Origin of the sequence: Streptomyces sp. ISL-1 (assembly GCF_018614585.1) — a bacterium.
In the GTDB taxonomy this organism is placed as follows: Bacteria; Actinomycetota; Actinomycetes; order Streptomycetales; family Streptomycetaceae; genus Streptomyces; species Streptomyces maoxianensis.
In genome coordinates, this window is the sequence record NZ_JAGGOI010000023.1 from 46,368 (window position 1) to 67,545 (window position 21,178).

General features: G+C 71.4%; 18 protein-coding genes. 7 read left to right on the forward strand and 11 right to left on the reverse strand.

Annotation, left to right across the window (positions count from 1 at the left end; translation table 11 throughout):
- Positions 1-20: 20 nt before the first annotated feature.
- The 3 genes from J7E87_RS16930 to J7E87_RS16940 all read right to left on the reverse strand — a co-directional run bounded on the left by J7E87_RS16930 (position 21) and on the right by J7E87_RS16940 (position 3,311).
- On the reverse strand, positions 21-1,070 hold the full coding sequence (locus J7E87_RS16930; protein WP_215094740.1) for an alcohol dehydrogenase catalytic domain-containing protein: 1,050 nt from the start codon (positions 1,068-1,070) through the stop codon (positions 21-23).
- Positions 1,067-2,206, reverse strand: coding sequence for an acyl-CoA dehydrogenase family protein (locus tag J7E87_RS16935; protein ID WP_215094742.1), 1,140 nt, complete (start codon positions 2,204-2,206; stop codon positions 1,067-1,069). Before J7E87_RS16935 ends, J7E87_RS16930 begins: the two co-directional genes overlap by 4 nt.
- A 193-nt stretch (positions 2,207-2,399) precedes the next feature.
- Positions 2,400-3,311: an SDR family NAD(P)-dependent oxidoreductase gene (locus J7E87_RS16940; RefSeq protein ID WP_215094744.1), complete on the reverse strand. Its 912-nt coding sequence runs from the start codon at positions 3,309-3,311 to the stop codon at positions 2,400-2,402.
- 83 nt (positions 3,312-3,394) lie between these two features.
- Between J7E87_RS16940 and J7E87_RS16945 the strand changes: the two genes are divergently transcribed.
- Positions 3,395-4,321 carry a cyclase family protein gene (locus tag J7E87_RS16945; protein ID WP_215094746.1) on the forward strand — a complete coding sequence of 309 codons (927 nt, stop codon included), beginning with the start codon at positions 3,395-3,397 and terminating at the stop codon, positions 4,319-4,321.
- A gap of 45 nt (positions 4,322-4,366) precedes the next feature.
- Here J7E87_RS16945 and J7E87_RS16950 read toward each other — a convergent pair whose 3' ends face one another.
- From J7E87_RS16950 to J7E87_RS16965, 4 genes are all read right to left on the reverse strand, one after another.
- Positions 4,367-4,819, reverse strand: a complete 453-nt coding sequence (locus tag J7E87_RS16950) for an ATP-binding protein (protein ID WP_215094748.1) — start codon at positions 4,817-4,819, stop codon at positions 4,367-4,369.
- Positions 4,820-5,232: 413 nt separating this feature from the next.
- Positions 5,233-6,159: an acyl-CoA dehydrogenase family protein gene (locus tag J7E87_RS16955; RefSeq protein WP_215094750.1), complete on the reverse strand. Its 927-nt coding sequence runs from the start codon at positions 6,157-6,159 to the stop codon at positions 5,233-5,235.
- Positions 6,144-7,292, reverse strand: a complete 1,149-nt coding sequence (locus J7E87_RS16960; protein ID WP_215094752.1) for an acyl-CoA dehydrogenase family protein — start codon at positions 7,290-7,292, stop codon at positions 6,144-6,146. Before J7E87_RS16960 ends, J7E87_RS16955 begins: the two co-directional genes overlap by 16 nt.
- Entirely contained in the window at positions 7,292-8,485 is a 1,194-nt protein-coding gene (locus J7E87_RS16965) for an amidohydrolase family protein (RefSeq protein WP_215094754.1), read from the reverse strand. The genes J7E87_RS16960 and J7E87_RS16965 overlap by 1 nt, the downstream gene beginning before the upstream one ends.
- 161 nt (positions 8,486-8,646) lie before the next feature.
- Here J7E87_RS16965 and J7E87_RS16970 point away from each other — a divergent pair, with 161 nt between their 5' ends.
- The gene (locus J7E87_RS16970) at positions 8,647-10,158 is read left to right on the forward strand and encodes a class I adenylate-forming enzyme family protein (RefSeq protein ID WP_215094757.1); all 1,512 of its coding nucleotides are present in this window, start codon (positions 8,647-8,649) and stop codon (positions 10,156-10,158) included.
- A 192-nt stretch (positions 10,159-10,350) separates the two neighbouring features.
- Here J7E87_RS16970 and J7E87_RS16975 read toward each other — a convergent pair whose 3' ends face one another.
- Together J7E87_RS16975 and J7E87_RS16980 are read right to left on the reverse strand one after the other, a co-directional pair.
- A complete protein-coding gene (locus J7E87_RS16975) occupies positions 10,351-10,863 on the reverse strand; it encodes an EF-hand domain-containing protein (RefSeq protein WP_215094759.1) in 513 nt (170 codons plus the stop codon).
- Between the two features lie 113 nt (positions 10,864-10,976).
- Positions 10,977-11,351 (reverse strand): STAS domain-containing protein, encoded by a 375-nt coding sequence (locus tag J7E87_RS16980; RefSeq protein ID WP_215094761.1) that lies wholly within the window; start codon positions 11,349-11,351, stop codon positions 10,977-10,979.
- A 234-nt stretch (positions 11,352-11,585) separates the two neighbouring features.
- Here J7E87_RS16980 and J7E87_RS16985 point away from each other — a divergent pair, with 234 nt between their 5' ends.
- Positions 11,586-12,167: a sigma-70 family RNA polymerase sigma factor gene (locus tag J7E87_RS16985; RefSeq protein WP_215094763.1), complete on the forward strand. Its 582-nt coding sequence runs from the start codon at positions 11,586-11,588 to the stop codon at positions 12,165-12,167.
- A 47-nt stretch (positions 12,168-12,214) separates the two neighbouring features.
- The gene (locus J7E87_RS16990) at positions 12,215-13,486 is read left to right on the forward strand and encodes a maleylpyruvate isomerase N-terminal domain-containing protein (RefSeq protein ID WP_215095175.1); all 1,272 of its coding nucleotides are present in this window, start codon (positions 12,215-12,217) and stop codon (positions 13,484-13,486) included.
- A gap of 105 nt (positions 13,487-13,591) precedes the next feature.
- Here the strand turns inward: J7E87_RS16990 and J7E87_RS16995 are convergent, their stop codons facing one another.
- Positions 13,592-13,897 carry a trypco2 family protein gene (locus J7E87_RS16995; protein WP_215094765.1) on the reverse strand — a complete coding sequence of 102 codons (306 nt, stop codon included), beginning with the start codon at positions 13,895-13,897 and terminating at the stop codon, positions 13,592-13,594.
- A gap of 36 nt (positions 13,898-13,933) precedes the next feature.
- Here J7E87_RS16995 and J7E87_RS17000 point away from each other — a divergent pair, with 36 nt between their 5' ends.
- Genes J7E87_RS17000 through J7E87_RS17010 form a run of 3 tightly spaced genes read left to right on the forward strand, consistent with a single transcriptional unit; the run spans position 13,934 to position 20,234 of the window.
- Positions 13,934-17,707: a tetratricopeptide repeat protein gene (locus tag J7E87_RS17000; RefSeq protein WP_215094767.1), complete on the forward strand. Its 3,774-nt coding sequence runs from the start codon at positions 13,934-13,936 to the stop codon at positions 17,705-17,707.
- Positions 17,708-17,763: 56 nt separating this feature from the next.
- The gene (locus J7E87_RS17005) at positions 17,764-18,927 is read left to right on the forward strand and encodes a hypothetical protein (RefSeq protein ID WP_215094769.1); all 1,164 of its coding nucleotides are present in this window, start codon (positions 17,764-17,766) and stop codon (positions 18,925-18,927) included.
- Entirely contained in the window at positions 18,924-20,234 is a 1,311-nt protein-coding gene (locus tag J7E87_RS17010; protein ID WP_215094770.1) for an extracellular solute-binding protein, read from the forward strand. The genes J7E87_RS17005 and J7E87_RS17010 overlap by 4 nt, the downstream gene beginning before the upstream one ends.
- A 13-nt stretch (positions 20,235-20,247) precedes the next feature.
- Here the strand turns inward: J7E87_RS17010 and purU are convergent, their stop codons facing one another.
- Positions 20,248-21,099 carry a formyltetrahydrofolate deformylase gene (gene purU / locus J7E87_RS17015; RefSeq protein WP_215094772.1) on the reverse strand — a complete coding sequence of 284 codons (852 nt, stop codon included), beginning with the start codon at positions 21,097-21,099 and terminating at the stop codon, positions 20,248-20,250.
- Positions 21,100-21,178 lie beyond the last annotated feature (79 nt).

The following is a 21,178-nucleotide window of genomic DNA, read 5'->3' on the forward strand; positions in this document are numbered from 1 at the left end:
GGCCGCGGGGCCGCGAGGGCTCAGAAGGTCAGAACGCCGCGCGCCACCCGCCCGTGGTGCGCGTCGTCCGCCGCCTTCGCGAAGTCCTCGATCGGGTAGGTCTCGGTGACCAGTTCGTCCAGCAGCAGCCTGCCCTGCCGGTACAGCTCGGCGTACAGAGCGATGTCGTGCTGCGGGCGCGAGGAGCCGTAACGACAGCCCAGGATGGACTTGTCCAGGAACATCGCCGCCGGCACGAAGCTCGCCTCCGCCGTCGCCGCGGGCATGCCGAGGAGGATCGCCTGGCCGTGCCGGTCGAGCAGCTCGATCGCCTGCCGGATCAGCCCCACATGCCCGACGCACTCGAAGACATGGTCGGCGCCGGTCGGCAGGATGTCCCGTACGCCCTGCACCGACGCGAGGAAGTCGCTCGCCCCGAACTGCCGGGCCACCGCCTCCTTCGCCGGGTTCGAGTCGACGGCGACGATCGCCGCGGCGCCCGCGATCCGGGCGCCCTGGATGACGTTCAGGCCGATGCCGCCCGTGCCGATGACCACGACGGTGTCACCGCGGTCGACCTTCGCGCGGTTCAGTACGGCTCCCACCCCCGTCAGCACCCCGCAGCCGATCAGCGCGGCCGAGGTGAGGGGCAGATCAGCGGGGATCTTCACCGCCTGGACGGCCTTGACGATCGTGCGTTCCGCGAAGGCCGAGTTGGAGGCGAACTGGAAGACCGGCTCACCGCCGCGGGAGAAGGGCCGGCCGGGGCGGCCGATCGCCTTGCGGCACATCGTGGGACGGCCGCGATCGCAGTCCGCGCACGCGCCGCAGTTGGCGAGGGTGGACAGCGAGACATGGTCGCCGGGCAGGACATGGCCGACACCCGCGCCGACCGCCTCGACGACGCCCGCGCCCTCGTGCCCGAGCACGACCGGCGCGGGGAAGGGGATCGTGCCGTCGATCACGGACAGATCACTGTGGCACAGCCCGGCGGCGGCGACGGCGACCAGCACCTCGCCGGGGTCCGGGCTCCGTATCTCCAGATCGTCGACCACCTGGGCCTGCGTGCCGTCGAAGACGACGCCTCTCATCGGGGCTCCCTCGGTAGACCGAGCACCCGCTCGGCGATGATGTTGCGCTGGATTTCGTCCGAGCCGCCGTAGATGGTGTCGGCGCGGCTGAAGAGGAACAGGCGCTGGAGGGCGTCGAGTTCATACGGACTCTCGCCGCTCCAGTCGTACGGGCCCGCTGCCGCGCTCGCGCCCCGCACGGTCATGGCGAGCTCGCCCAGACGCTGGTGCCAGCCGCCCCAGAGCAGCTTGGCGACGCTTGGGGCGCCGGGGTCACCCGAACTGCCCAGGGTCCGCAGGGCGTTCCACCGCATGGTGCGCAGCTCGGCCCACTGCCGCACGAGCCGGTCGCGCAGCACGGGGTCGTCGGCGGCCCCGCTCTCCACGGCCAGACGGATCACGCGCCCCAGCTCCTCGGCGAAGCCGATCTGCTGGACGAGCGTGGAGACCCCGCGCTCGAATTCGAGCAGCCCCATGGCGACACCCCAGCCGTTGCCCTCGCCGCCGACGAGATGCTCGGCGCGGGCTTCGGCGGCGTCGAGGAAGACCTCGTTGAACTCGCTGGTCCCGGTCATCTGCCGGATGGGCCGTACGTCGATACGGCCCGGCTGGTCCATCGGCACGAGCAGGAACGACAGCCCGTGATGGCGCCGGGATCCCTCGTCGGTCCGTGCCAGTACGAAGCACCAGTCGGCGTCCCGCGCCAGGGAGGTCCAGATCTTCTGCCCGCTGATCCGGTAGACGTTCCCGTCGCGTACGGCCATGGTCCGGACCGCGGCGAGGTCGGACCCCGCGTTCGGCTCGCTGTACCCCTGGCACCAGAGCTCCTCGCCGCGGGCGATCGCGGGCAGGAAGCGCGCCTTCTGCTCGGCGGTGCCGTGCGCGATGAGCGTCGGCGCGAGCAGGTTCTCGCCGATGTGGCCGACGCGGGCGGGGGCGGCGGCACGGGCGTACTCCTCGGCCCAGACGACCTGCTGGGTAAGGCCGGCCTGCCTGTTGCCGTAACCGGCTTCGGCCCAGCCGATCCCGATCCAGCCGTCGCGGCCGAGCCGGCGCTCCCAGGTGCGGGGGGTGATGGCGCGGGTCACGTGCGCGTTGAGCCAGGCGCGGGCGTCTGCGCGGAAGGCGTCGTCCGCCGGGCCGAACTCGAAGTCCACATCGTCTCCCAGGAGTTGTGTTTCCCCCACCCCGCCCCTGCCCGACCTGGGGGGCAAGCCCCCAGACCCCCGACGGGGCTTCGCCCCGGACCCCGGATGCAACCTTCGGCCGCATGTCCTCAAACACCGGACGGGCTGAAATTTGCGGCCGAGCCGCACATCCAGCCCCGCCGGCGATCGAGGCGCGGCCCCCTCACGCGTTCGGGCGGTCCCCGGACGCCGCCGCCCGCGCCATCTCCTCCAGTCGCGCCAGCATCGGCATCGGGTCCACGCCCACCGTTCCCGGCAGGAAGTCCGCGATCTTCTCCGGGGTCCAGGAGCCCTCCGCGTATCCCGCGCGCAGTTCCCTCGGCTGGGCCCACACCGCGATCTTCGGGCCGGCGATCGTGTAGACCTGGCCCGTGATCCGCTCCTCCCGGGCCCGTTCGGAGAGCAGGTAGACCACCAACGCCGCCACGTCCTCAGGCTCGCCGATCTCCTTCAGCTCCATCGGGACGTTCGCGGACATGCGCGTACGGGCCACCGGGGCGATCGCGTTCGCCGTCACGCCGTACTTGTTCAGGCCCAGCGCCGCGCTGCGGACCAGGGAGATGACTCCGCCCTTCGCGGCGGAGTAGTTCGCCTGCGCCACGCTGCCCTGGTGGTTGCCGCTGGTGAAGCCGATCAGCGTGCCCATGCCCTGTTTGCGCATCACCGCGGACGCCGCGCGGAAGACCGTGAAGGTCCCCTTCAGGTGGGTCGCCACGACCGGGTCCCACTCCTCCTCCGACATGTTGAAGAGCATCCGCTCACGCAGAATCCCGGCCACGCATACGACCCCGTCGATACGGCCGTACTCCGCGAGCGCAACGTCGATCAGTCGCTGCCCCCCGGCCATCGTCGCGATGTCGTCGGCCACCGCGACCGCCTCGCCACCCGCCGCGGCGATCTCCTTGACGACCGCCGACGCGACCTCCGACGTCGGCTCGCCGCCTTCGATCGAGACGCCGTAGTCGTTTACGACGACCCGTGCCCCCTCCGCCGCCGCGGCCAGTGCCACCGCCCGGCCGATGCCGCGCCCGGCACCCGTCACGGCGACGACCTTGCCTGCCAAGAAGTTCCCCACGTCCGGCCCCTTCCCGCAGTTTCTGACGGACCGTTAGATTCTACGGGCAGTCAGATACATGAGCACAAGACCCAGGAGGCCCGATGTCACTCCCGGCCGAGTTCCACGAGATCGCCAAGCGGGTGAACAACTGGGGGCGTTGGGGCCAGGACGACGAAATCGGGACGCTCAACCTGATCACCGACGAGGTCGTCAAGGACGCCGCCGCCACCGTCCGCAGCGGCCGCCGTGTCGCCCTCGCGCTCCCCCTCCAGCAGGACGGCATCCAGACCGGCATGATCCCCGGCCGGGTGAACCCCCTGCACACCATGGTCCAGATCAACCAGGAGCTCTTCGGCCCCGGCACCGTCGCCACCAGCGACGACGTCGTGACCATGGGACTTCAGGCCGCCACCCACTGGGACGCCCTGACCCATGTCTCCCACTCGGGGAAGATCTACAACGGCCGCCCCGCCGGCACCATCACCCCGCACACCCGGGCCCGGTACAGCGGAATCGACAAGGCGAAACACATCGTCTCGCGCGGCGTGCTGCTCGACGTCGCCCGCACCAAGGGGCTCGACCGGCTGCCCGGCGATCACGCCGTCACGCCCGAGGACCTGGACGAGGCCGCCGCGTTCGCGGGCCTGACCGTCAAGCCCGGTGACATCGTTCTCGTACGGACCGGACAGCTGCAGGTCGCTCTCGCCGGCGACAAGCACGGCTACGGATATCCGTCCCCGGGCCTGTCCGTACGCACCCCCGAGTGGTTCCACGCACACGATGTCGCCGCGGTGGCGAACGACACCCTCACCTTCGAGATCTTCCCGCCGGAGATCGAGAACCTCTGGCTGCCCGTGCACGCCCTCGACCTCGTCGAGATGGGCATGCTCCAGGGGCAGAACTGGAATCTGGAGAACCTGTCCACAGCCTGTGCCGAAGCGCGGCGGTACGCGTTCCTGCTCTCCGCGATGCCCGAGCCCTTCGTCGGCGGCACCGGAACCCCCGTCGCCCCGGTCGCGATCCTGTGAGGCCCCGCCGTCGTGGGAGGGACCGCCGTCGTGGGAGGCCCCGCCCTACGGCGCGGCGACGAAGCCCCGCACCGCCGGCTCGTACGCGACCTGCCGCGCGCCCCTGTCCACCTCGCACCAGATGGACTTGCCCGCGCCCTCCGGCTGCCAGCCCCACCTGTCGGCGAGGCCATCGACCAGCTCGAGCCCGCGGCCGTTGGTGTCGTCACCGTCGGCGTGGCGCGGCCGCGGCGGGCAGGCGCTGATGTCGGCGACCTCCACCCGAACGGTCCCGGCCTCCGCCGCGCCCGCGCCGAAGAGCATCCGCAGCACCGCCGGACAGCCGGTGTGCACGACCGCGTTGGTCACCAGCTCCGAGATCAGCAGGATCAGCGTGTCGGCCAGTGGCTCGTCGTCCCCTATGCCGGATCCGGCGAGGCGCGAACGGGCCCACCTCCGGGCGCGTCCCACCTCCGCGGGGTCGGGCCCGACTTCCAACTGAACCAGAAGCACCTGCACCGCTCACACCATCCGAACCGGCGGACACATCGCCTCGCGCCTCGACAAGGTCCTGAACCAGGTCACTGAACGTGACTCCCTTGCAAGACAGCATGGTTGACGTACAGTCACCGCAACAAGCGCTTCGGGCATATTCCAGCGCGAAGGAGTACCCGTGGTGCATACTGTGCGACGCACGTTGCGGGGAGTCGAACTGAGGCTCGCAGCACCCGCGCGCACGGGGTGAACGGCACGCATTCCCGGGCTCGGAGCCGCCGCACCGGCAACACCGTGACAACCCCGCCTCGGAACCACTCGCATCCCACGGAGGGTACCGGAGCAGGTACCCGACTCCGGGCCGTGACGAGTCACTCGAAGGACACAACCCGGTATCGACGCCCATTCCCGGCGTATCGGCAACTCTCGGTGACGCTTCAGAGTGCTGAGGCCAATGCCTCCGCCTGGATCTCCTCCGCCTCCGCCGCCGTCAGCCACATCTGTGCGCGCAGCCAGGCCCGCTTGAGGTGCAGATGCACGTCCGCCTCCCAGGTGAAGCCCATTCCGCCGTATACCTGGAGGCAGTCGCGCGCGCCCTGGACCGCGGCCTCGTCGGCGAGCAGTTTGGCGCCGGCGATCTCGGTGAAGTCCTCGGTGACGGCAGCCGCGTAGACGGCGGCGCGGGCCACCTCCGTGCGTACGAGCATCTGGGCACACAGGTGCTTGACTGCCTGGAAACCGCCGATGGGCTGCCCGAACTGTTCGCGCTCCTTGGCGTATTGCACGGCTGCCTCGGTGGTGCGGGCGGCGCTGCCGAGCTGCTCGGCCGCCGTGAGGAGCACGGCGTCGGGACGCGGCGGGGCCTTCGGAGCCCCGCCCTGGATCCGGTGCAGCGGCGTGAGCGGGTCCATGGACCGTACAGCCCTGGCCGACGGCAGCTCCTTCGGGTACCGGACCCGCATCGAGCCGCCATGGATGACGACGGCCGCGTCCGCGTCGGCGAAATGCGGTACGAGGGAGCTCAGTTGGGTTACACATGTGATCATCCGTGTGCCGTCCGTGGCACCCGGCAGCCCGCCGCACGCGGCCAGATGGGTCGCCACCAGCGGCCCATTGAGCAGCGCCCGGCCCGCCTCCTCGAAGACCAGGACCGCCTCGGGCAGGCCGAGCCCCGCCCCGCCCTCCGCCTCCGGCAGGCGCAGCGAGAAGAATCCGGCCGCGCCGAGCTCCCGCCACAGCTTCCGGTCGACGGTGCCCTCGCGGTCCACGGCCGCCCTGAGGGCATCGCGCCCGAAGCGGCGGGCCAGCAGCTCCCGTACACCTCTGCGCAGCGCACGCTGGTCGTCCGTCAACTGGAAGTCCACCGGCGTCCCTTCGGGAGGCCGAGGATCCGCTCGGCGACGATGTTCCGCTGGATCTGGGAGGTGCCCGCCGCGATGGTGTACGAGAGGGAGGAGAGCCGGTCCGCGGTCCACTCCCGGTCGAGGTCGAAGGCGTCGGGTCCGAGCACCTCGGCGGCCGTGTCGTACAGCTCCTGGCGTGCGTGCGAGTAGCGGAGCTTGAAGACCGAGCCGCCGATGCCGGGTACGCCGCCCGTCCTCTGGGACTCGCTGACGTTCCACTGGGTGAGCCGCCACAGGGCGCGGAACTCTGCATTCAGCCGGCCGAGCGAGCGGCGCAGCACCGGGTCGTCCCAGGTGCCGTTCGCGCGGGCGGCGGCGGCCAGTTCGCCCAGCGTGCGGCGGCAGGCGACGACCTCGCCGACGAAGGCGGTGCCGCGCTCGAAGGAGAGGGTGACCATGGTGACGCGCCAGCCGTCGTTCTCCCGGCCGACCCGGTTTTCGACCGGCACCCGGACCTCGTCGAGGAACATCTCCGCGAACTCCGCCGCCCCGGCCAGTGTCCGCAGCGGTCGGACGGTGACCCCGGGCGCGTCCATCGGCATGGCGAGCCAGGTGATGCCGCGGTGCCTGGACGCTTGTGGATCGGTGCGTACGAGCAGCTCGCACCAGTCGGCCACCTCGGCGTGCGAGGTCCAGATCTTGGATCCGGTGACGACGTAGGAGTCGCCGTCCCGGACGGCTCTCGTACGCAGCGACGCCAGGTCGGAGCCGGCTTCGGGCTCGCTGAAGCCCTGGCACCAGACCTCGTCGCCACGCAGCACGGGCGGCAGCCAGCGGGCGCGCTGCTCGGCCGCGCCCTCAGCGGCGATGGTGGGGCCCGCGTGCAGCAGCCCCACGAAGTTCGCGCCGACATAGGGCGCGCCGGCCAGCTCCGTCTCCTCCAGGAAGATCAGCCGCTGGGTCGGGGGCGCGTCCCAGTGCACTTCGCCGTAGCCGGCGTCGTACAGCATCCGCTGCCAGGTGGTGTCGTACGCACGCCGACCCGGCCAGTCCAGCGGGCCGGGCTTCACGGGCAGCTTCGGCAGCGAAACGGCCAGCCATTCGCGCAGCCGCGCCCGAAAGCCCTCCTCCTCCGCGGTGTACGTGAGGTCCACTACCGGTCCAGGTCGAGGTCGAGCATGCGGATCGCGTTGCCGCGCATCAGCTTGTAGACCGTCTCGTCGTCCAGGCCCTTCACGTGGTCGAGAGCGACTTCCTTGGTGTGCGGGAAGGTCGAGTCGACATGGGGATAGTCGGTCTCGAAGGTGGCGTTGTCGCGGCCGACGACGTCCAGCGAGGCGATCCCGTGCTTGTCCCGGAAGAAGCAGCAGAACATCTGCCGGTAGTAGTACGTGGAGGGCGGCTCGGGGATGAGGTCGCGCACCCCACCCCACGCCCGGTGCTCCTCCCACACATCGTCGGCGCGCTCAAGGGCATAGGGAATCCAGCCCATCTGGCCCTCGCTGTACGCCAGCTTCAGCCGCGGGTACTTCACCAGCACGCCGCTGAAGAGGAAGTCCATCATCGAGGCCATGGCGTTGTTGAAGCTGAGGGACGCCTGCACGGCGGGCGGCGCGTCCGGCGACGCGGCGGGCATCTGGGAGGACGAGCCGATGTGCATGTTCACGACCGTGCCGGTTTCCTGGCAGATCGCGAAGAACGGGTCCCAGTAGCCGCAGTGGATCGACGGCAGCCCGAGATGGGTCGGGATCTCGGAGAAGGTCACGGCCTTCACCCCGCGCGCGGCGTTGCGCTCGATCTCCGCCACCGCCAGGTCGATGTTCCAGAGCGGGATGATGCACAGCGGGATGAGCCGGCCACCGCTGTCCCCGCACCACTCCTCGACCATCCAGTCGTTGTAGGCGCGTACGCAGGCGAGCGCGACCTCCTTGTCGTGCGCCTCCGCGAAGGTCTGCCCGCAAAAGCGCGGGAAGGTCGGGAAGCAGAGTGAGGCCTCGACATGGTTGAGGTCCATGTCCTTGAGGCGTTCCTTCGGGTCCCAGCAGCCGGGCCGCATCTGCGCGCGGGTGATGCCTTCGAGGGTCATCTCGTCGCGGTCGAAGCCGACGGCGGCGATATTTCGCTTGTACGGGAACTTGAGGTCCTCGTAGATCCACCAGTCGGTCGGCGGTCCATCGGGATCCATCGTGATCCGGTACTTGCCCGCGACGTACGCGAGATCGCCGATGCCGGCGGTCAGCGGCTTGGGCCCGCGGTCCCGGTACTTGGCGGGCAGCCAGGTCTCGAAGAGGTGGGCCGGCTCGATCACATGGTCGTCGACGCTGATGATCCGAGGCAGTTCGGTCATGGTGTCCCCTCCGACAGTTTCTGATGGATCCAGCAGTTTCTGATGGCCCGTCAGAAATCAGGCTAGCCCCGCACCCCTGGACCGACAAGGCGGTGAGCCCTACGCTCGCCGCAACATCTGACTAACCGTCAGCTAGGTGCCTGCCACGGAGGGACACGGGCATGACCGAGACCCCACACGCACTGGGCGAATCGCGCACACTCTGGGAACTCGTCCAGCGCAGGGCAGACCTCACCCCGGACCGGCCGGTGCTCCTCCAGGACGACCGCATCCTCACCTTCGGCGCCCTGCGGGACCGCTCCGAGCGGGTCGCGGCCGGGCTGTGGGAGCTGGGCGTACGGCCCGGCAGCGTGGTCGCCTGGCAGCTGCCCACCCGGATCGGGACAGCGCTGCTCTCCTTCGCGCTCGCCCGTCTCGGAGCCGTACAGTCGCCGGTCATCCCCTTCTACCGGGAACGGGAGGTCGGCTTCGCGCTACGGGAGTCGAAGGCCGCCTTCTTTGCCGTTCCCGGCACCTGGCGCGGCTTCGACCACACCGGCATGGCACGCCGTCTCGCGCTGGAACTCCCCGAACCGCCGCTGGTCTTCGAGGCGTACGACACCCTGCCCGACGCCGACCCCGCCGTGCTGCCGCCACCGCCCGCCTCCGGGACGGACGTGCGGTGGATCTACTGGACCTCGGGCACCACATCGGACCCCAAGGGCGTGCTGCACACCGACCGTTCGCTGATCGCGGGCGGCTCCTGCCTCGCGCACGCGCTGCACCTGTCGTCCGACGACGTCGGCTCGATGGCCTTTCCCTTCGCGCACATCGCCGGGCCCGACTACACGGTGATGCTGCTGCTGTACGGCTTCCCCGCGGTGATGTTCGAGCACTTCGCGCTGCCCGAAGCGCTGGAGGGCTACCGCAGCCACGGCGTCACCGTCGCGGGCGGCTCCACCGCCTTCTACTCGATGTTCCTCGCCGAGCAGCGCAAACAGCCCGAGCGCAAGCTGATCCCCACGCTGCGGCTGCTGGCCGGGGGCGGGGCCCCCAAGCCGCCGGAGATCTACCACGCCGTCGTACGCGAGATGGGCTGCGGGCTCACCCACGGCTACGGCATGACCGAAGTCCCCATGATCACCATGGGCGCGCCCGACGACACCGCGCACAACCTCGCCACGACGGAGGGGCGACCGCCGGCGGGCATGGAGATACGGATCGTCGACGGCGAGGTGCGACTGCGCGGCGAGGCGGTCTGCCGGGGGTATCTGGATCCGGTGCAGAGCGCCGCGGCCTTCGACGGCGAGGGTTTCTTCATCACCGGCGACCTGGGGCACCTCACCGAGTCCGGACATCTGGTCCTCACCGGCCGGCTCAAGGACGTCATCATCCGCAAGGGCGAGAACATCTCCGCGAAGGAGATCGAGGACCTGCTGCACGAACACCCGGCGATCGCGGACGTGGCGGTGATCGGACTGCCGGACCCGGAGCGCGGCGAGCGGGTGTGCGCGGTGGTGGAACAGCGGGACGGCGCTGAGGAGTTGAGCCTCGGCGCGGTCACGGCGTATCTGCGGGGGCGGGGGCTTTCGGTGCACAAGCTGCCGGAGCAGCTGGAGATCACGGATGGGTTGCCGCGGAACGAGACGCTGCGGAAGGTACTGAAGTACAAGCTGAGGGAGCGGTACGCCTGAGGTACGCCTTGTCCTCAATCTCCCCCAGACTTCGTCCGGGGGGCCGCCAACGGGCTTGATTTTCGCCGGTCGGCCTGAGAATTCAGGCCGACCGGCGGGAAATTCAAGGCCCGTCGGCGATTGAGGGGGTGGGGGTCCCACCACGCCCGCCAGGGCGTAGGGGGAGGGTCCGGGCCGGAGCCCCGGTCAGGCCTACGGCTCGGGCGTGACGTAGTACGCGGCGAACGCGGAGAGGATCTCCTCCTCGCTGATCCGGCCGTCCCCGTCCGCGTCCAGCGCCGCCGCCACTTGCTTGGCGACGCCAGGCTGCACTCCCAGCACCCGCAGCACGCGCTCCGCGGCCGAGGGGGTCACCCCGCTGCCGTCCTCGTCCGCGATGGCGATCACTGCGTGGAGGAAGGGCCGGGCGATCTCCGCGAACCGCTGGGGGTTGTCGCGCAGCCTCTTCGCCGCACCCGTGATGAACTCCTGGCGGGTGACCCGCTGGTCGCCGTCCACATCCGCGATCCCAGCCATGCCCTGCCAGAACGCCTCCGCGCCGCTGTACAGGTACTGGCCCTTGTCGGAGCGTGCGGTCGTGCCGAACTCCGCCAGCAGGGCCGCTGCGGCCCCGCTGAAGTCCTCACGGTCGATGTAGCCGTTGCCGTCCTGGTCGAAGGCGGCGAAGCGAGAAGCGATCTTGCGCTCATACTCTGCGCTGTCCATGCCGCGAGGGTACGGCCCCGGAAGCTGACGCGTGCACATACCCAGCCAATTACGTGACGGCGACATCCGGGCGGCGCCCCGGTGACGGACAGACAGTCACCCGGTGACTACGTTCAGGCGGAGAGCGGTTCGGCCCCCTCGTCGATGGCCGACACGACGTCCGCGTACACCTCGAAGAGGCGGCGCACCCCGAGGGCCGCCAGCACCCGGTTGACGTGCGATCCTTCCTCGGCGCCGCGGGCGGGCAGGATCAGCCGGAGTCTGCCCTGGCAGGAGCGCAGCAGGCGGCGGGCGGCGATCAGTACGCCGACACCGCTGGAGTCGCAGAAGAGCACCTCGGAGAGGTCGAGCACCAGATCCCGGCGGCCGACTGCGACCGCGTCATGGACATGCTGGCGGATCACCGGCGAGGAGACGAGATCGAGCTCGCCGCAGACGTGCAGCACCGTCCATGCGCCCTGCCGGGTCTCATCGACCTCGAGCATCACGACCCGACCTCTCCTCGTACCGGAATCCGCGCTTCCTGTCGCAGCTGCCCAGCCGCTCTCGCGCGAAACACAGCGAAACACAACGGTGCGGGCCGGGCTGACCGGGACCCGTCAGGCTCCTATCATTCCGGTCCGCATCGAGGGGCGCTCTTGCCGCAAAGGGTCGTGCGCCCGCGGCCGCGCGCACTACATTCGAAGAGGCGAGAGGCAACAGGGGCAAGGCTTGGGGGCCGTATGGCTAAGGACACAGCACCGCGCTGGGACCGCAAGATGCAGCAGCGGCTCTCGCGCGGCGAGGCCGCCGCGCTCGGGGAGCTGTACGACAGGTTCGCGTCGCTCGTGCACATGCTCGCCCACCGGGTGCTCGACGACGACCAGGCCGCCGACCAGGTCACCCGCGAGGTCTTCGGCTACATCTGGGAGCACCCCGACGCGTACGACCCCAAGCAGGGCTCGATGCGTTCCTGGGTGGCGAGGGTCACCAACAGCCAGGCGGTGTCCCGGCTGCGGCAGACCGAAGCCGCCGCGCTCGCGGACAGCGGCGAGGGCACGACGGAGGAGCTGGAGCAGAAGGTGCGCAGGGCGGCGGTCGCGGCCCGCGCCGACTACATCGTCACCTCCATGCCGGCGCCGCTGCGGGCCGCGCTGGAACTGGCGTACTTCCAGCGCAGGGACTACCGCCAGACCGCGGCCGACCTCGGGGTCACCGAGGACGAGGCCAGGCGTCGGCTGCGGCTCGGGCTGCAACTGCTGTCCACCGCCAACACCCGCCCGCTGGAGGGCTCGTCCCCGCCCGGATACGGACGCTCCTTGTGAACGGCCCGCTGGGCGGCGGCCATGGCGACGACGACGGCCGCGACGAGATGCGGGGCGCGCCGCGTATACCGGGCCCGCGGTCGGCGGCGGACGATCTGGACGCCCCCGCGCGCCCGCTGTTCGGACCGGCCGCCCCAGAGCCCGAATTGCCGCCCAGGACAGGCGGCGGGACACTCGGCGGACCGGGTGGCGGATCGAGCGGCGGACCGGGCAGGGTCGAACGCCCGTCCCACAGCGTGCTGAAGTCCCTGCTCGGCGCATGGGCGCTGTCCGCCTGCTCCACCGAGGAGACCGCGGCCGTCGAGGAGCACCTCGGCGACTGCGCGCCCTGCGCGGAAGAGGCCCTGCGGCTGCGTGACGCCGTCGCGCTGCTGCACACCGACCGGGACCTGGACCTCGACCCGCTGCTGCGCTTCCGGGTCCTGGAGAACTGCCTGGGGCGCAGGCCCGCCCGTATCCCGGTGCCCACCTGGGCGAATCCGTACGACGCGGAGACCGCGCGGCTCGACGCCCTGCTGCGGGACATCGGCGAGTCGGAGTGGCATGCGCCCGTGCGCCTCAAGTGGTTCGAGGGCGAACGGCAGGTGAGCCGCCGGACCACCGTGGCCGGGGTGATCGGGCATCTGATGACCGTCGACGGTCTGGTCGCCGGCGCCCTCGGTCTGGACGATCCGCTCGGGCCGGCGGCGCCGGCAATTCCGACCGAGCGCACCCAGGCGTTCTGGCGCGGGGCCGAGGAGCCGCCCACCCGGACCATCCGCGAGCCGTGGCGCGACCAGAGCCACACCCTCGTCCGCACGGTGTCCTTCGCGGGCCGTGGCGTAGCCGAACTGTCCGTCTCCTACGGAGACTTCGCCCTGCCACTGCGGGACTCCCTGCTGGACCGCGCCTTCGAGTGCTGGATCCACGCGGGCGACATCGCGGACGCGGTGGACTATCCGTACGAGCCGCCGAGCGGCTCCCATCTGCACCGGATGATCGACCTGGCGGCGCGGCTGCTGCCCGCGGCGCTCGCCGACCGCAGACGCGCGGGCCTCGCCGGACCCGCGAGACAACTGGTCGCGGCGGGTGCGCCGGGCCGTTCGCTGCATCTGGAGGTCGAGGGCTCGGGCGGCGGGAACTGGTACATCGCGCTGGACTCCCCGGCTGCCGTCGGCTCCGCGGACCGGGCGGTGGCCCAAGTGGCGCTGGAGGGCGTGGAGTTCTGCCGCCTGGTGGCGGGCCACATCTCACCGGAGGAGGCCGCGGCGGGCCAGGACGGGGACCGCGAGGCGATCCGGGACGTGCTGTTCGCGGCGGCGTCACTGAGCAGGCTGTAGCTGTCCTCGATCGCCGAGCTGTCCCCGATCGCCGGACAGGCTTGAAAGAGCCTGTCCGGCGATCGGGGACCGACCGGCAACCGGACGGCCCCGGTCACCCATCGCTCACTCCCCGCCCACTCGCACGTTCGGGTCCCCGTCGCGCCCCTGCGGCTTCAGCTCGATCTGAATCGTGTGCGTCGTGTCCCGCGCCGCCGTCCCGCCGGCGCCCGCCGTGACCACCCCGATCCGCAACTCGGCCCGCCCGCTGCCCTCGCGCCGCACCTGCACCGCGAACTCCAGATTCACCCTCTCCACGCTGAACTTGAGATCGCGCCCCTCACCGGCCCGCTGCGCCCGCTCCAGCTCGTCCCGGACCTGTCCGATCACCTCGGCGAGCCCGGCCACCGCAGCATCGTCACGCACAGCCATCGCGTCCCCCGTCTCCTGTAGTTATCGTTGAGCATTATGAGGGAGCCGTTGCGTGCGTCCAACTCCGTTTCGCATGAGGAGAGTTGGCGGGTCAGTCTGCTGCGTACGCAAGACCGGGCGGGCCGCCCCCTGGGCGCCGGGGTGCTGCTCCCCGGGGGTCTGGTGCTCACCTGCGCCCATACGGTGCTCTCGCGCCCCGGCCAGGACGGCACCCGAACCCCCTTCGACACCGTGTACGTGGACGGGCCCGGCGCCGCCCTGTCGGGCGACCGGCCGGGCCCGCTGCGCGCCCGGCTGCTGCGGGAGTATCTGGTGCTGCCCACCCCGCACTTCAGCGGCGACCTCGCCCTGCTCAAGCTGGACCACGAGCCGTCCGTGCCACATGCCGTGCTGCACCGCCAGATCCCGGCGCGCAATGAGCCGGTGCACTTCACCGGCTACCCGGAGGACCTTCCGGGCGGCGAGCATCTCGACGCCCGGCTGATGGGGCGCGGCGGGCCCGCTCCCAAGCCCGAATGGGAACAGCTCGACACCGAGGGCTCCGCGTACGTCGTCCGGCACGGCTACAGCGGCAGCGGGGTCGTCCACAGCCGCTCACGCCGGCTCATCGGCATTGTGGCCCACCAGTTCGGAACTCCGCAGGCACCCGTGCGCCGTGAGCACGCGTACATGATCCCGACTGAGACAGTGCTGAGGTATCTGCCGCTGGAACGACTGGGGCTGACGGTCACCGGACCCCCTGCCGTCTCCCGCGACGTCGCGGTCGCCCCCGACAGGACCGCCTCCGGCCGGGTCCCGGGCCTGCATCGCAGGCTGACCCGCTGGCTGGACGGCGCCGCGGACACCGACGCCGTCGAGCTGGCCTTCGCCGGTGAGGGGGAGCACGCGCTGCTGCACACCGTCCGCTCCGCCCTCACCCTCGCCGACCGGGAGCAGAGCCCGCCGTCCGCGTCCGCGAGTTCGGCGGGCGAGCCACAGGTGGGGAGCATCGACATCGCCGTCGACGCCACCAACCGCACCGCCGAGGAGCTCACCGTCCACGCGGCCGACCGGATCGGCCTGGACGACCCGCCCCCGTCCCGTACACCCCACGCCGAGCTGCTCGGCCAGATCACCGAGGCGAGTCCTCCGCTCACCGGCGCCTTCCTCGCCATCGACCGGTCCGCGTCGCCGGACGCGGAGATCGTGGCGCTGCTGCGCGCGCTGCTCGCCCGCGGCGACAGCCGGCTGCTGCTCGTCTTCAGCGACCCCCGCTCGCCGCTGCTCGCCCGGGTACGCGCCGAGCTCCTGGAGCCCGAATGGGCCGACCGGCGCGCGGACCGGCTCGCGGCGCGTGTCACCAAGCTCGCCGAGACCGAACAGCGATTACGGCAGCTGCCCGGGTATCCGGCCACGGCGGGCCGGCCGGCACCGCGCCGCCCCGACGACCGGTCCCCACGACTTCGTGAGCAGCTGCAACGGCTGTCCCGCGGCGGCTTGTTGTACGACACGCCCGCCCTGCCGCACGAGCTGTTCCGGCTCGCCGTCGACATCGAGACTGCGCTGCTGGATGCCGAGGCGGCCGAGCTGGCCCTGGCCGGGCCGCTGGGCCCGCACGAGTTCGTCGTGGACCCGCCCGGCGACGGGCTCACCGATCTGCCGGTCGTCGCCGTGCGCGACCCGGACGCGCTCGTCACGGCACCGGCCGGGCCCCATCTGGCCGGCGGCGACCGGCTGCACCAGCAGTACGAGGTCGTGGGCCCGATCGGCCAGGGCAGCCACGGGCAGGTGTATCTCGCCCGCGATCTGCTGCTCGACAACCGTCCGGTGGCCCTCAAGGGGATCCTCGACCCGGGAAACCCCGCAGCCGTTCTCCAGGCGCATCAGGAGCGGCTTCGGCTGGTGAGTCTCAATCATCCGTCCGTCATCCGGGTGGTCAACTACGCGCGTCATCCGTCGACTTCGGCGGAGTTCATAGTGATGGAGTTCGCCGACGGGGCGCCGCTGGAGTGGGTCGCGGCCCGGATAGCCCAGCACCGTCCGCCGTTCTCCGGGCCCCGGGTGCGTGAGTTCATCGTCGTGTACGGGCTGCTCATCCTGGACGCGCTCAGCTATCTGCACGACCAGGAGGGCCTGGTCTACGGCGATCTGTCCCTCACCAACGTCCTGCACTGCGGCAACGGCATCAAACTCATAGACGTCGCGGGCGTCCGCAAGCCCGGCACGCAAGGACCGGTCAGCCACCGGCCCCCGGAGACCGGTCCCGCGGGCGAGATGACGACCGCGGGCGACCTCTACAGCGTCGGCGCGGTCCTCGGCGCGCTGCTCGCCAAGGCGCCCGCACCGCCCGCCGACCTCGGCACCGAGTCCCTGGAGCGTGCGCTGGCGCGCGCCATGGCCCGCGATCCCAAGCGGCGTTACGCGTCCGCCCAGGAGATGGCCCTCCAACTGCGCGGTGTACTGCGCGAACTGCGCTCCCTGCGGCTCGGCGAGGAGACCTTCGAGCCGTCCCCGCTCTTCGACCGGGCCGCCACCGCCCTGGACGGTCAGCTCGGCAAGGCCCCGCCGCTGGGCCGCTGGCGGACGGGCGGCGCCGGCGGCTACCTCCTCGGCGCGGGGGTGCCCGACCCGGCCGAGGTGGCGGTGGCCCTGCCGGTGCCCAAGCCGGACCGGCGGGACCCCAACTGGAAGGAGCTGCAGCGCACTTCGTACGCCGACCCGGCAGGTCTGCTGCAGCTCAGCGACGAGTGGCTGGCCTCCCCCGAGCTGCATCTGCTGCGCTGCCGGCTCCATCTGGAGCTCGCCCGCGACCAGGCGCGTCTTGGGGCACCTCAGGGGGCACCCCCAGCGGCTGCCGACGGAGGCAGCCGGGGCAGGGACCAGCAACTGGTCGCTGCCGCGATGGAACTCGACCGGGCCCGCGCGCTGCTCGGCGAGCGCGCGGACTACGACTGGCGGCTCGACTGGCACCAAGGGCTCGCCGAACTCGCCCACGGCCGCCCGAGCCGGGCCCTGAACTGCTTCGACGAGGTGTACTACGCCATTCCCGGCGAGTACGCGCCCAAGCTCGCCCTCGGCTACTGCCACGAAAGGCTGGCGGACGAAGGGCGCTCCGGCGCGGACGACGCCGCCCCCGGGGCCACGGCCCGCGAGGAACGCGAGCAGCAGGCCATGCGGTTCTACGACGCGGTGTGGCGGCGCAACCACGCGCTCGGCAGCGCCGCCTTCGGACTCGCCCGCATCCATCTCGCCCGGCGCAGCCCCGATCTGGCCCTGGCGTTCCTGGACGGTGTGCCCCCGGACTCCCGGCACCGCACCGCGGCGCGTACGGCGATGGTCCGCATCCACGCCAGCCCGCCCGCGAACGGGAGCGCGCCGACGGTGGCGTCGGCGGTGCGGGCGTACGCCGCGCTGCGCCGGCTGGTCAGCCATGAGGGGCTCACCGACCGGCAGGCGTACGAACGGCTCACGACAGAGCTCCTCGAACTGCTCCTCGAACTGGTCGGCGCCGCGCGGGCGAAGACCGACCCGCTGGCCGATCTGCGCGCCTCGCTGCCGCCAGGGATGTCCGTCCCGGCCACCGAACGGGAGCTGCGCGAGCAGCTTTCCGCCAGCTACCGCAGGCTGGCCAAGCAGGTGCCGCGTACCGACCGCGCGGAGGACGCGGCTCTCGCGGAGGCGCTGCTCGACAGCGCGTACCGGACCCGGCCGCTGGGCCTGAAGCACTACCGGGACCGTAACCAGGACCGCGACCGGGCGCCGCGACCGCTGACCGCGTGGCTGCCGCGCCGCCCGCGCCTGCGCCTGCGCGAGCCGGGCGATGACGCATGAACGGCCTGAAGCCTCGACTCCGCCCCGGCACGGCACCGCGATCCACTGGAGGGCGCATGACCGGCCGCAAGCTGCTCCGCCCGCACCTCAGCCGGCTCCGCCCCGCCCGCACGCGGCTGCGCCCGGCCGCCGCCCGCGTCCCGACCGCCCTGCGCGGGTTCTTCCCCGCCCTGTGGCTGCGCGCCGCGGGCCGCACCCCCGAGGGCAACCGCCCCACCGCCGCGTTCCTGCGCCGCCGGATGCTGGTGCTGCCCGCGCTCGCCCTGGTCGCCCTCGCCCTCTCCGCGGCCGCCTACGGCGATGTACACGACCGTACGGAGCGGCTGCGGGATCGTTGCGCGCCCGCACTCGTGGATCTGGCACAGGCCCGGATCTCCCTCGAACTGGCCCAGGGACAGGCCGAGTCCCGCCTCAGAACCCCTGAGCAGGCCGAAGCCGTCGAGCTCGGCGAGACCTACCGCTCCCTGCTCACCGAGGCCTCGCAGAGCCTCAACCGGGTCGCACAGTCCAGGGCCCTGCACAAGGGCCAGGAGCAGGAACTGCGGGTCGTCTCGGGCCTGGTGGTCGCGTACGGCGACAAGATCGCCTGGGCCGACCGGAACGGTAAGAGCGATGTGCTGCGCAAAGCCGGGGTCGAATACGCCGACGACATGCTGAGCGGCAAGCACCACACCGTCGCCCGGACCACCCGCCAGGAGCCCGTCTCCATCCTCGACCGGATCGCGGAGCTGGAGCGCCAACTGCACGAGGAGAACCATGACTTGGCGGCCTGGAGCCCACTCACCCTCGCCGCGGCGGCCGCCGCCGCATTGTCCGCCGCGCTCTTCGCCTTCGTCCTCGTCGGCACCTCGGTCTTCCTGCGGGACCGGCTGCGGCTGATCAGCGTGCAACTGACGGTCGCCGCGGTGCCGGTGCTGCTCACACCCGTGCTGCTGGCCTTCGGGGGCGCCGAGGAGCACGCCGCGCAGGAACGGGTGCGTACGACCGTCGGCGACCTGGAGAAGCTGGGCGCGGACCGCGAGGCACCCCGCAGCATCGAGTCCATCGCTCGGGATGCGGCCGCCGTGATGCGCGAGGCGCACCCCGAGGGCTGGTCGCTGACCGCGGGCATCGTCGTTCCCGCCGCCGGCGTGGGCGCGCTCGCCTGCGGCGTCACGCTCTTCCTCTACGGCCGGCCCTATCCGGCCGTCCGCCCCCGACGGAAGTACACAGACGCATGAAGCGCTTGAGGGCACTGCTGGCCTGCTGTCTGCTCGCCGCGTCAGCGGTGACGGCGGGCGGCTGCTCGGACGCGGCCGAGGAGCGCACCCTGGTCGTCCTCGGCCCGTGGACCGACGGCGAGGAGAAGCCGTTCGTCGCGGTGCTGCGGCGCATCGGCGAGCGGACCGGACGCAGTTACGTCTACAAGGGCACCCGCTCCCTGCGCGAAACGCTGGTGGCCCAGCTCCAGGCGGGCGCGCCGCCGGACCTGGCGATCCTGAGCAGCCCGGGCGAACTCGCCGAGTACGCCAGGGCCGGAGACGCACAGCCGCTCCCGCAGCAGGTGGCCGGGGCCGCGGTCCCCCCGTGGGCGCCCGCGGTGACGGTCAGGAACGAGCACGGCGAGACCCGTACGAACGCCTACTGGGCGCCGGTGCGGGTCGACCTGAAGTCGCTCGTCTTCAGCCGCGCGAAGAGCACCGGGAAGAAGCCGGACTGGTGCCTGGGCATGGGCTCCGGCGCCACCTCCGGCTGGCCCGGCACGGACTGGGTGGAGGACCTGCTGCTGCAACGGCGGGGACCGGACGCGTACGAGAGGTGGGCGACCGGCGCGACCCCCTGGCCGCAGACCAGGGCGGTCTGGGAGGAGTGGGGCGAGCTGCTCGCCGCGAACGGCGGGGACATCGGCGCGGAGGCGCTCACATCGTCCTTCGAGCAGCTCGACGACGGCCGGTACGGGCTGCTGAACAGCGGCCGCTGTACCCATGAGCACCAGGGTTCTTTCATCCGCCGCCACTACGGCGACGACGTGCGGCCCACATCCACAGCCGCCTTCCTCCGCGCGGAGAAGACCGCTGGGCGGGCCCGCGGGCAGAGCGACGGGCAGAGCTCGGACAATGTCTTCGAGGTCTCCGGCGACATGGCCGCGGTCTTCAAGCCCAGCGCCGCCGCCTGGGACCTGCTCGACCGGCTGACCTCCCGCCAGGCCCGCGAGGACTGGGCGAAGGCGGCGCGGCCCGGGGAGCGGCCGTACTTCCCCGGCGGCGCGTTCGGCACCGTACCGCCGTCGGAGAACACCCGCGCCGTCCAGGACCTGTTCGACAAGGCCGACAAGATATGTCTGGACGCCTCGGACGCCATGCCTCCGACACTGCGGGACGCCTTCTACCGCGCTGTACTGGAGTTCCTGGGCAACCCGCGGGACGCGAGGCTGCTCGACCGGCTGCTCGAAGGGCTGGAGGCGGAACGGAACCTGCAGGAGTCGGAGGGGGCGTTCGTACTGGACGATCTCTGCGAGGACGTGCCGAAGCCGTCCGGCAGCCCGTGAGGAATGCGCGCGGTTACGCGAACACAACCGTACGGCGGCCGTTGAGCAGGATCCGGTGCTCCGCGTGCCACTTCACCGCGCGCGCCAGCGCCTGGCACTCCACATCGCGGCCGATCGCCACCAGCTGCTCGGGGGTGACCCCGTGGCCGACCCGCTCGACCTCCTGCTCGATGATCGGGCCCTCGTCGAGGTCGGCCGTCACATAGTGCGCGGTCGCGCCGATCAGCTTCACGCCGCGCGCGTGCGCCTGGTGGTACGGCTTCGCGCCCTTGAAGCTCGGTAGGAAGGAGTGGTGGATGTTGATGATCCGGCCGCTCAGCTGCTTGCACAGATCGTCCGAGAGCACCTGCATATAGCGGGCGAGCACCACCAGCTCGATGTTCTCGCCGCGCACCAGCTCCAGCAGCTGCGCCTCGGCGTCGTCCTTGTTGTCCTTGGTGACCGCAATGTGGTGGAAGGGGACGTCGTACGAGGCGACCAGCTCGGCGAAGTCCGTGTGATTGGAGACGACCGCCGCGATCTCGACCGGCAGCGCGCCGGTCCTGGAGCGGAAGAGCAGGTCGTTGAGGCAGTGACCGAACTTGCTGACCATCAGCACGATCCGCATCCGCTCGTCGGCGAGATGGATCTGCCAGTCCATCTGGAAAGCGTCCCCGACGGCGGCGAAGCTTGCCCGCAGCTTGTCCACGGTCACCGGCGTCTCGGCCGAGAAGTGGACCCGCATGAAGAACAGTCCCGTGTCCCGGTCCCCGAACTGCTGACTGTCCTCGATGTTGCAGCCGGTGATGAAGAGATAGCTCGACACGGCGTGCACAATGCCCTGTTTATCCGGGCAGGAGAGCGTCAGGACGTACTGGTCGGTCATCTCCGTAGGGTGCCATATCCGCCGGTCCCGGCGGGTCCCGGTCCGTCAGGCGGACCGTCGGGGCCGGATCCTCAGGCGG

Excerpts from the sequence above, each read along its gene's own strand:
- J7E87_RS16965 (WP_215094754.1), bottom strand. The coding sequence starts at position 8,485 with ATGACCGAACTGCCTCGGATCATCAGCGTCGACGACCATGTGATCGAG.
- J7E87_RS16985 (WP_215094763.1), top strand. The coding sequence starts at position 11,586 with ATGGCTAAGGACACAGCACCGCGCTGGGACCGCAAGATGCAGCAGCGG.
- purU (WP_215094772.1), bottom strand. The coding sequence starts at position 21,099 with ATGACCGACCAGTACGTCCTGACGCTCTCCTGCCCGGATAAACAGGGC.
- J7E87_RS17000 (WP_215094767.1), top strand. The coding sequence starts at position 13,934 with ATGAGGGAGCCGTTGCGTGCGTCCAACTCCGTTTCGCATGAGGAGAGT.
- J7E87_RS16990 (WP_215095175.1), top strand. The coding sequence starts at position 12,215 with ATGCGGGGCGCGCCGCGTATACCGGGCCCGCGGTCGGCGGCGGACGAT.
- J7E87_RS17005 (WP_215094769.1), top strand. The coding sequence starts at position 17,764 with ATGACCGGCCGCAAGCTGCTCCGCCCGCACCTCAGCCGGCTCCGCCCC.
- J7E87_RS17010 (WP_215094770.1), top strand. The coding sequence starts at position 18,924 with ATGAAGCGCTTGAGGGCACTGCTGGCCTGCTGTCTGCTCGCCGCGTCA.
- J7E87_RS16975 (WP_215094759.1), bottom strand. The coding sequence starts at position 10,863 with ATGGACAGCGCAGAGTATGAGCGCAAGATCGCTTCTCGCTTCGCCGCC.
- J7E87_RS16995 (WP_215094765.1), bottom strand. The coding sequence starts at position 13,897 with ATGGCTGTGCGTGACGATGCTGCGGTGGCCGGGCTCGCCGAGGTGATC.
- J7E87_RS16930 (WP_215094740.1), bottom strand. The coding sequence starts at position 1,070 with ATGAGAGGCGTCGTCTTCGACGGCACGCAGGCCCAGGTGGTCGACGAT.
- J7E87_RS16970 (WP_215094757.1), top strand. The coding sequence starts at position 8,647 with ATGACCGAGACCCCACACGCACTGGGCGAATCGCGCACACTCTGGGAA.
- J7E87_RS16945 (WP_215094746.1), top strand. The coding sequence starts at position 3,395 with ATGTCACTCCCGGCCGAGTTCCACGAGATCGCCAAGCGGGTGAACAAC.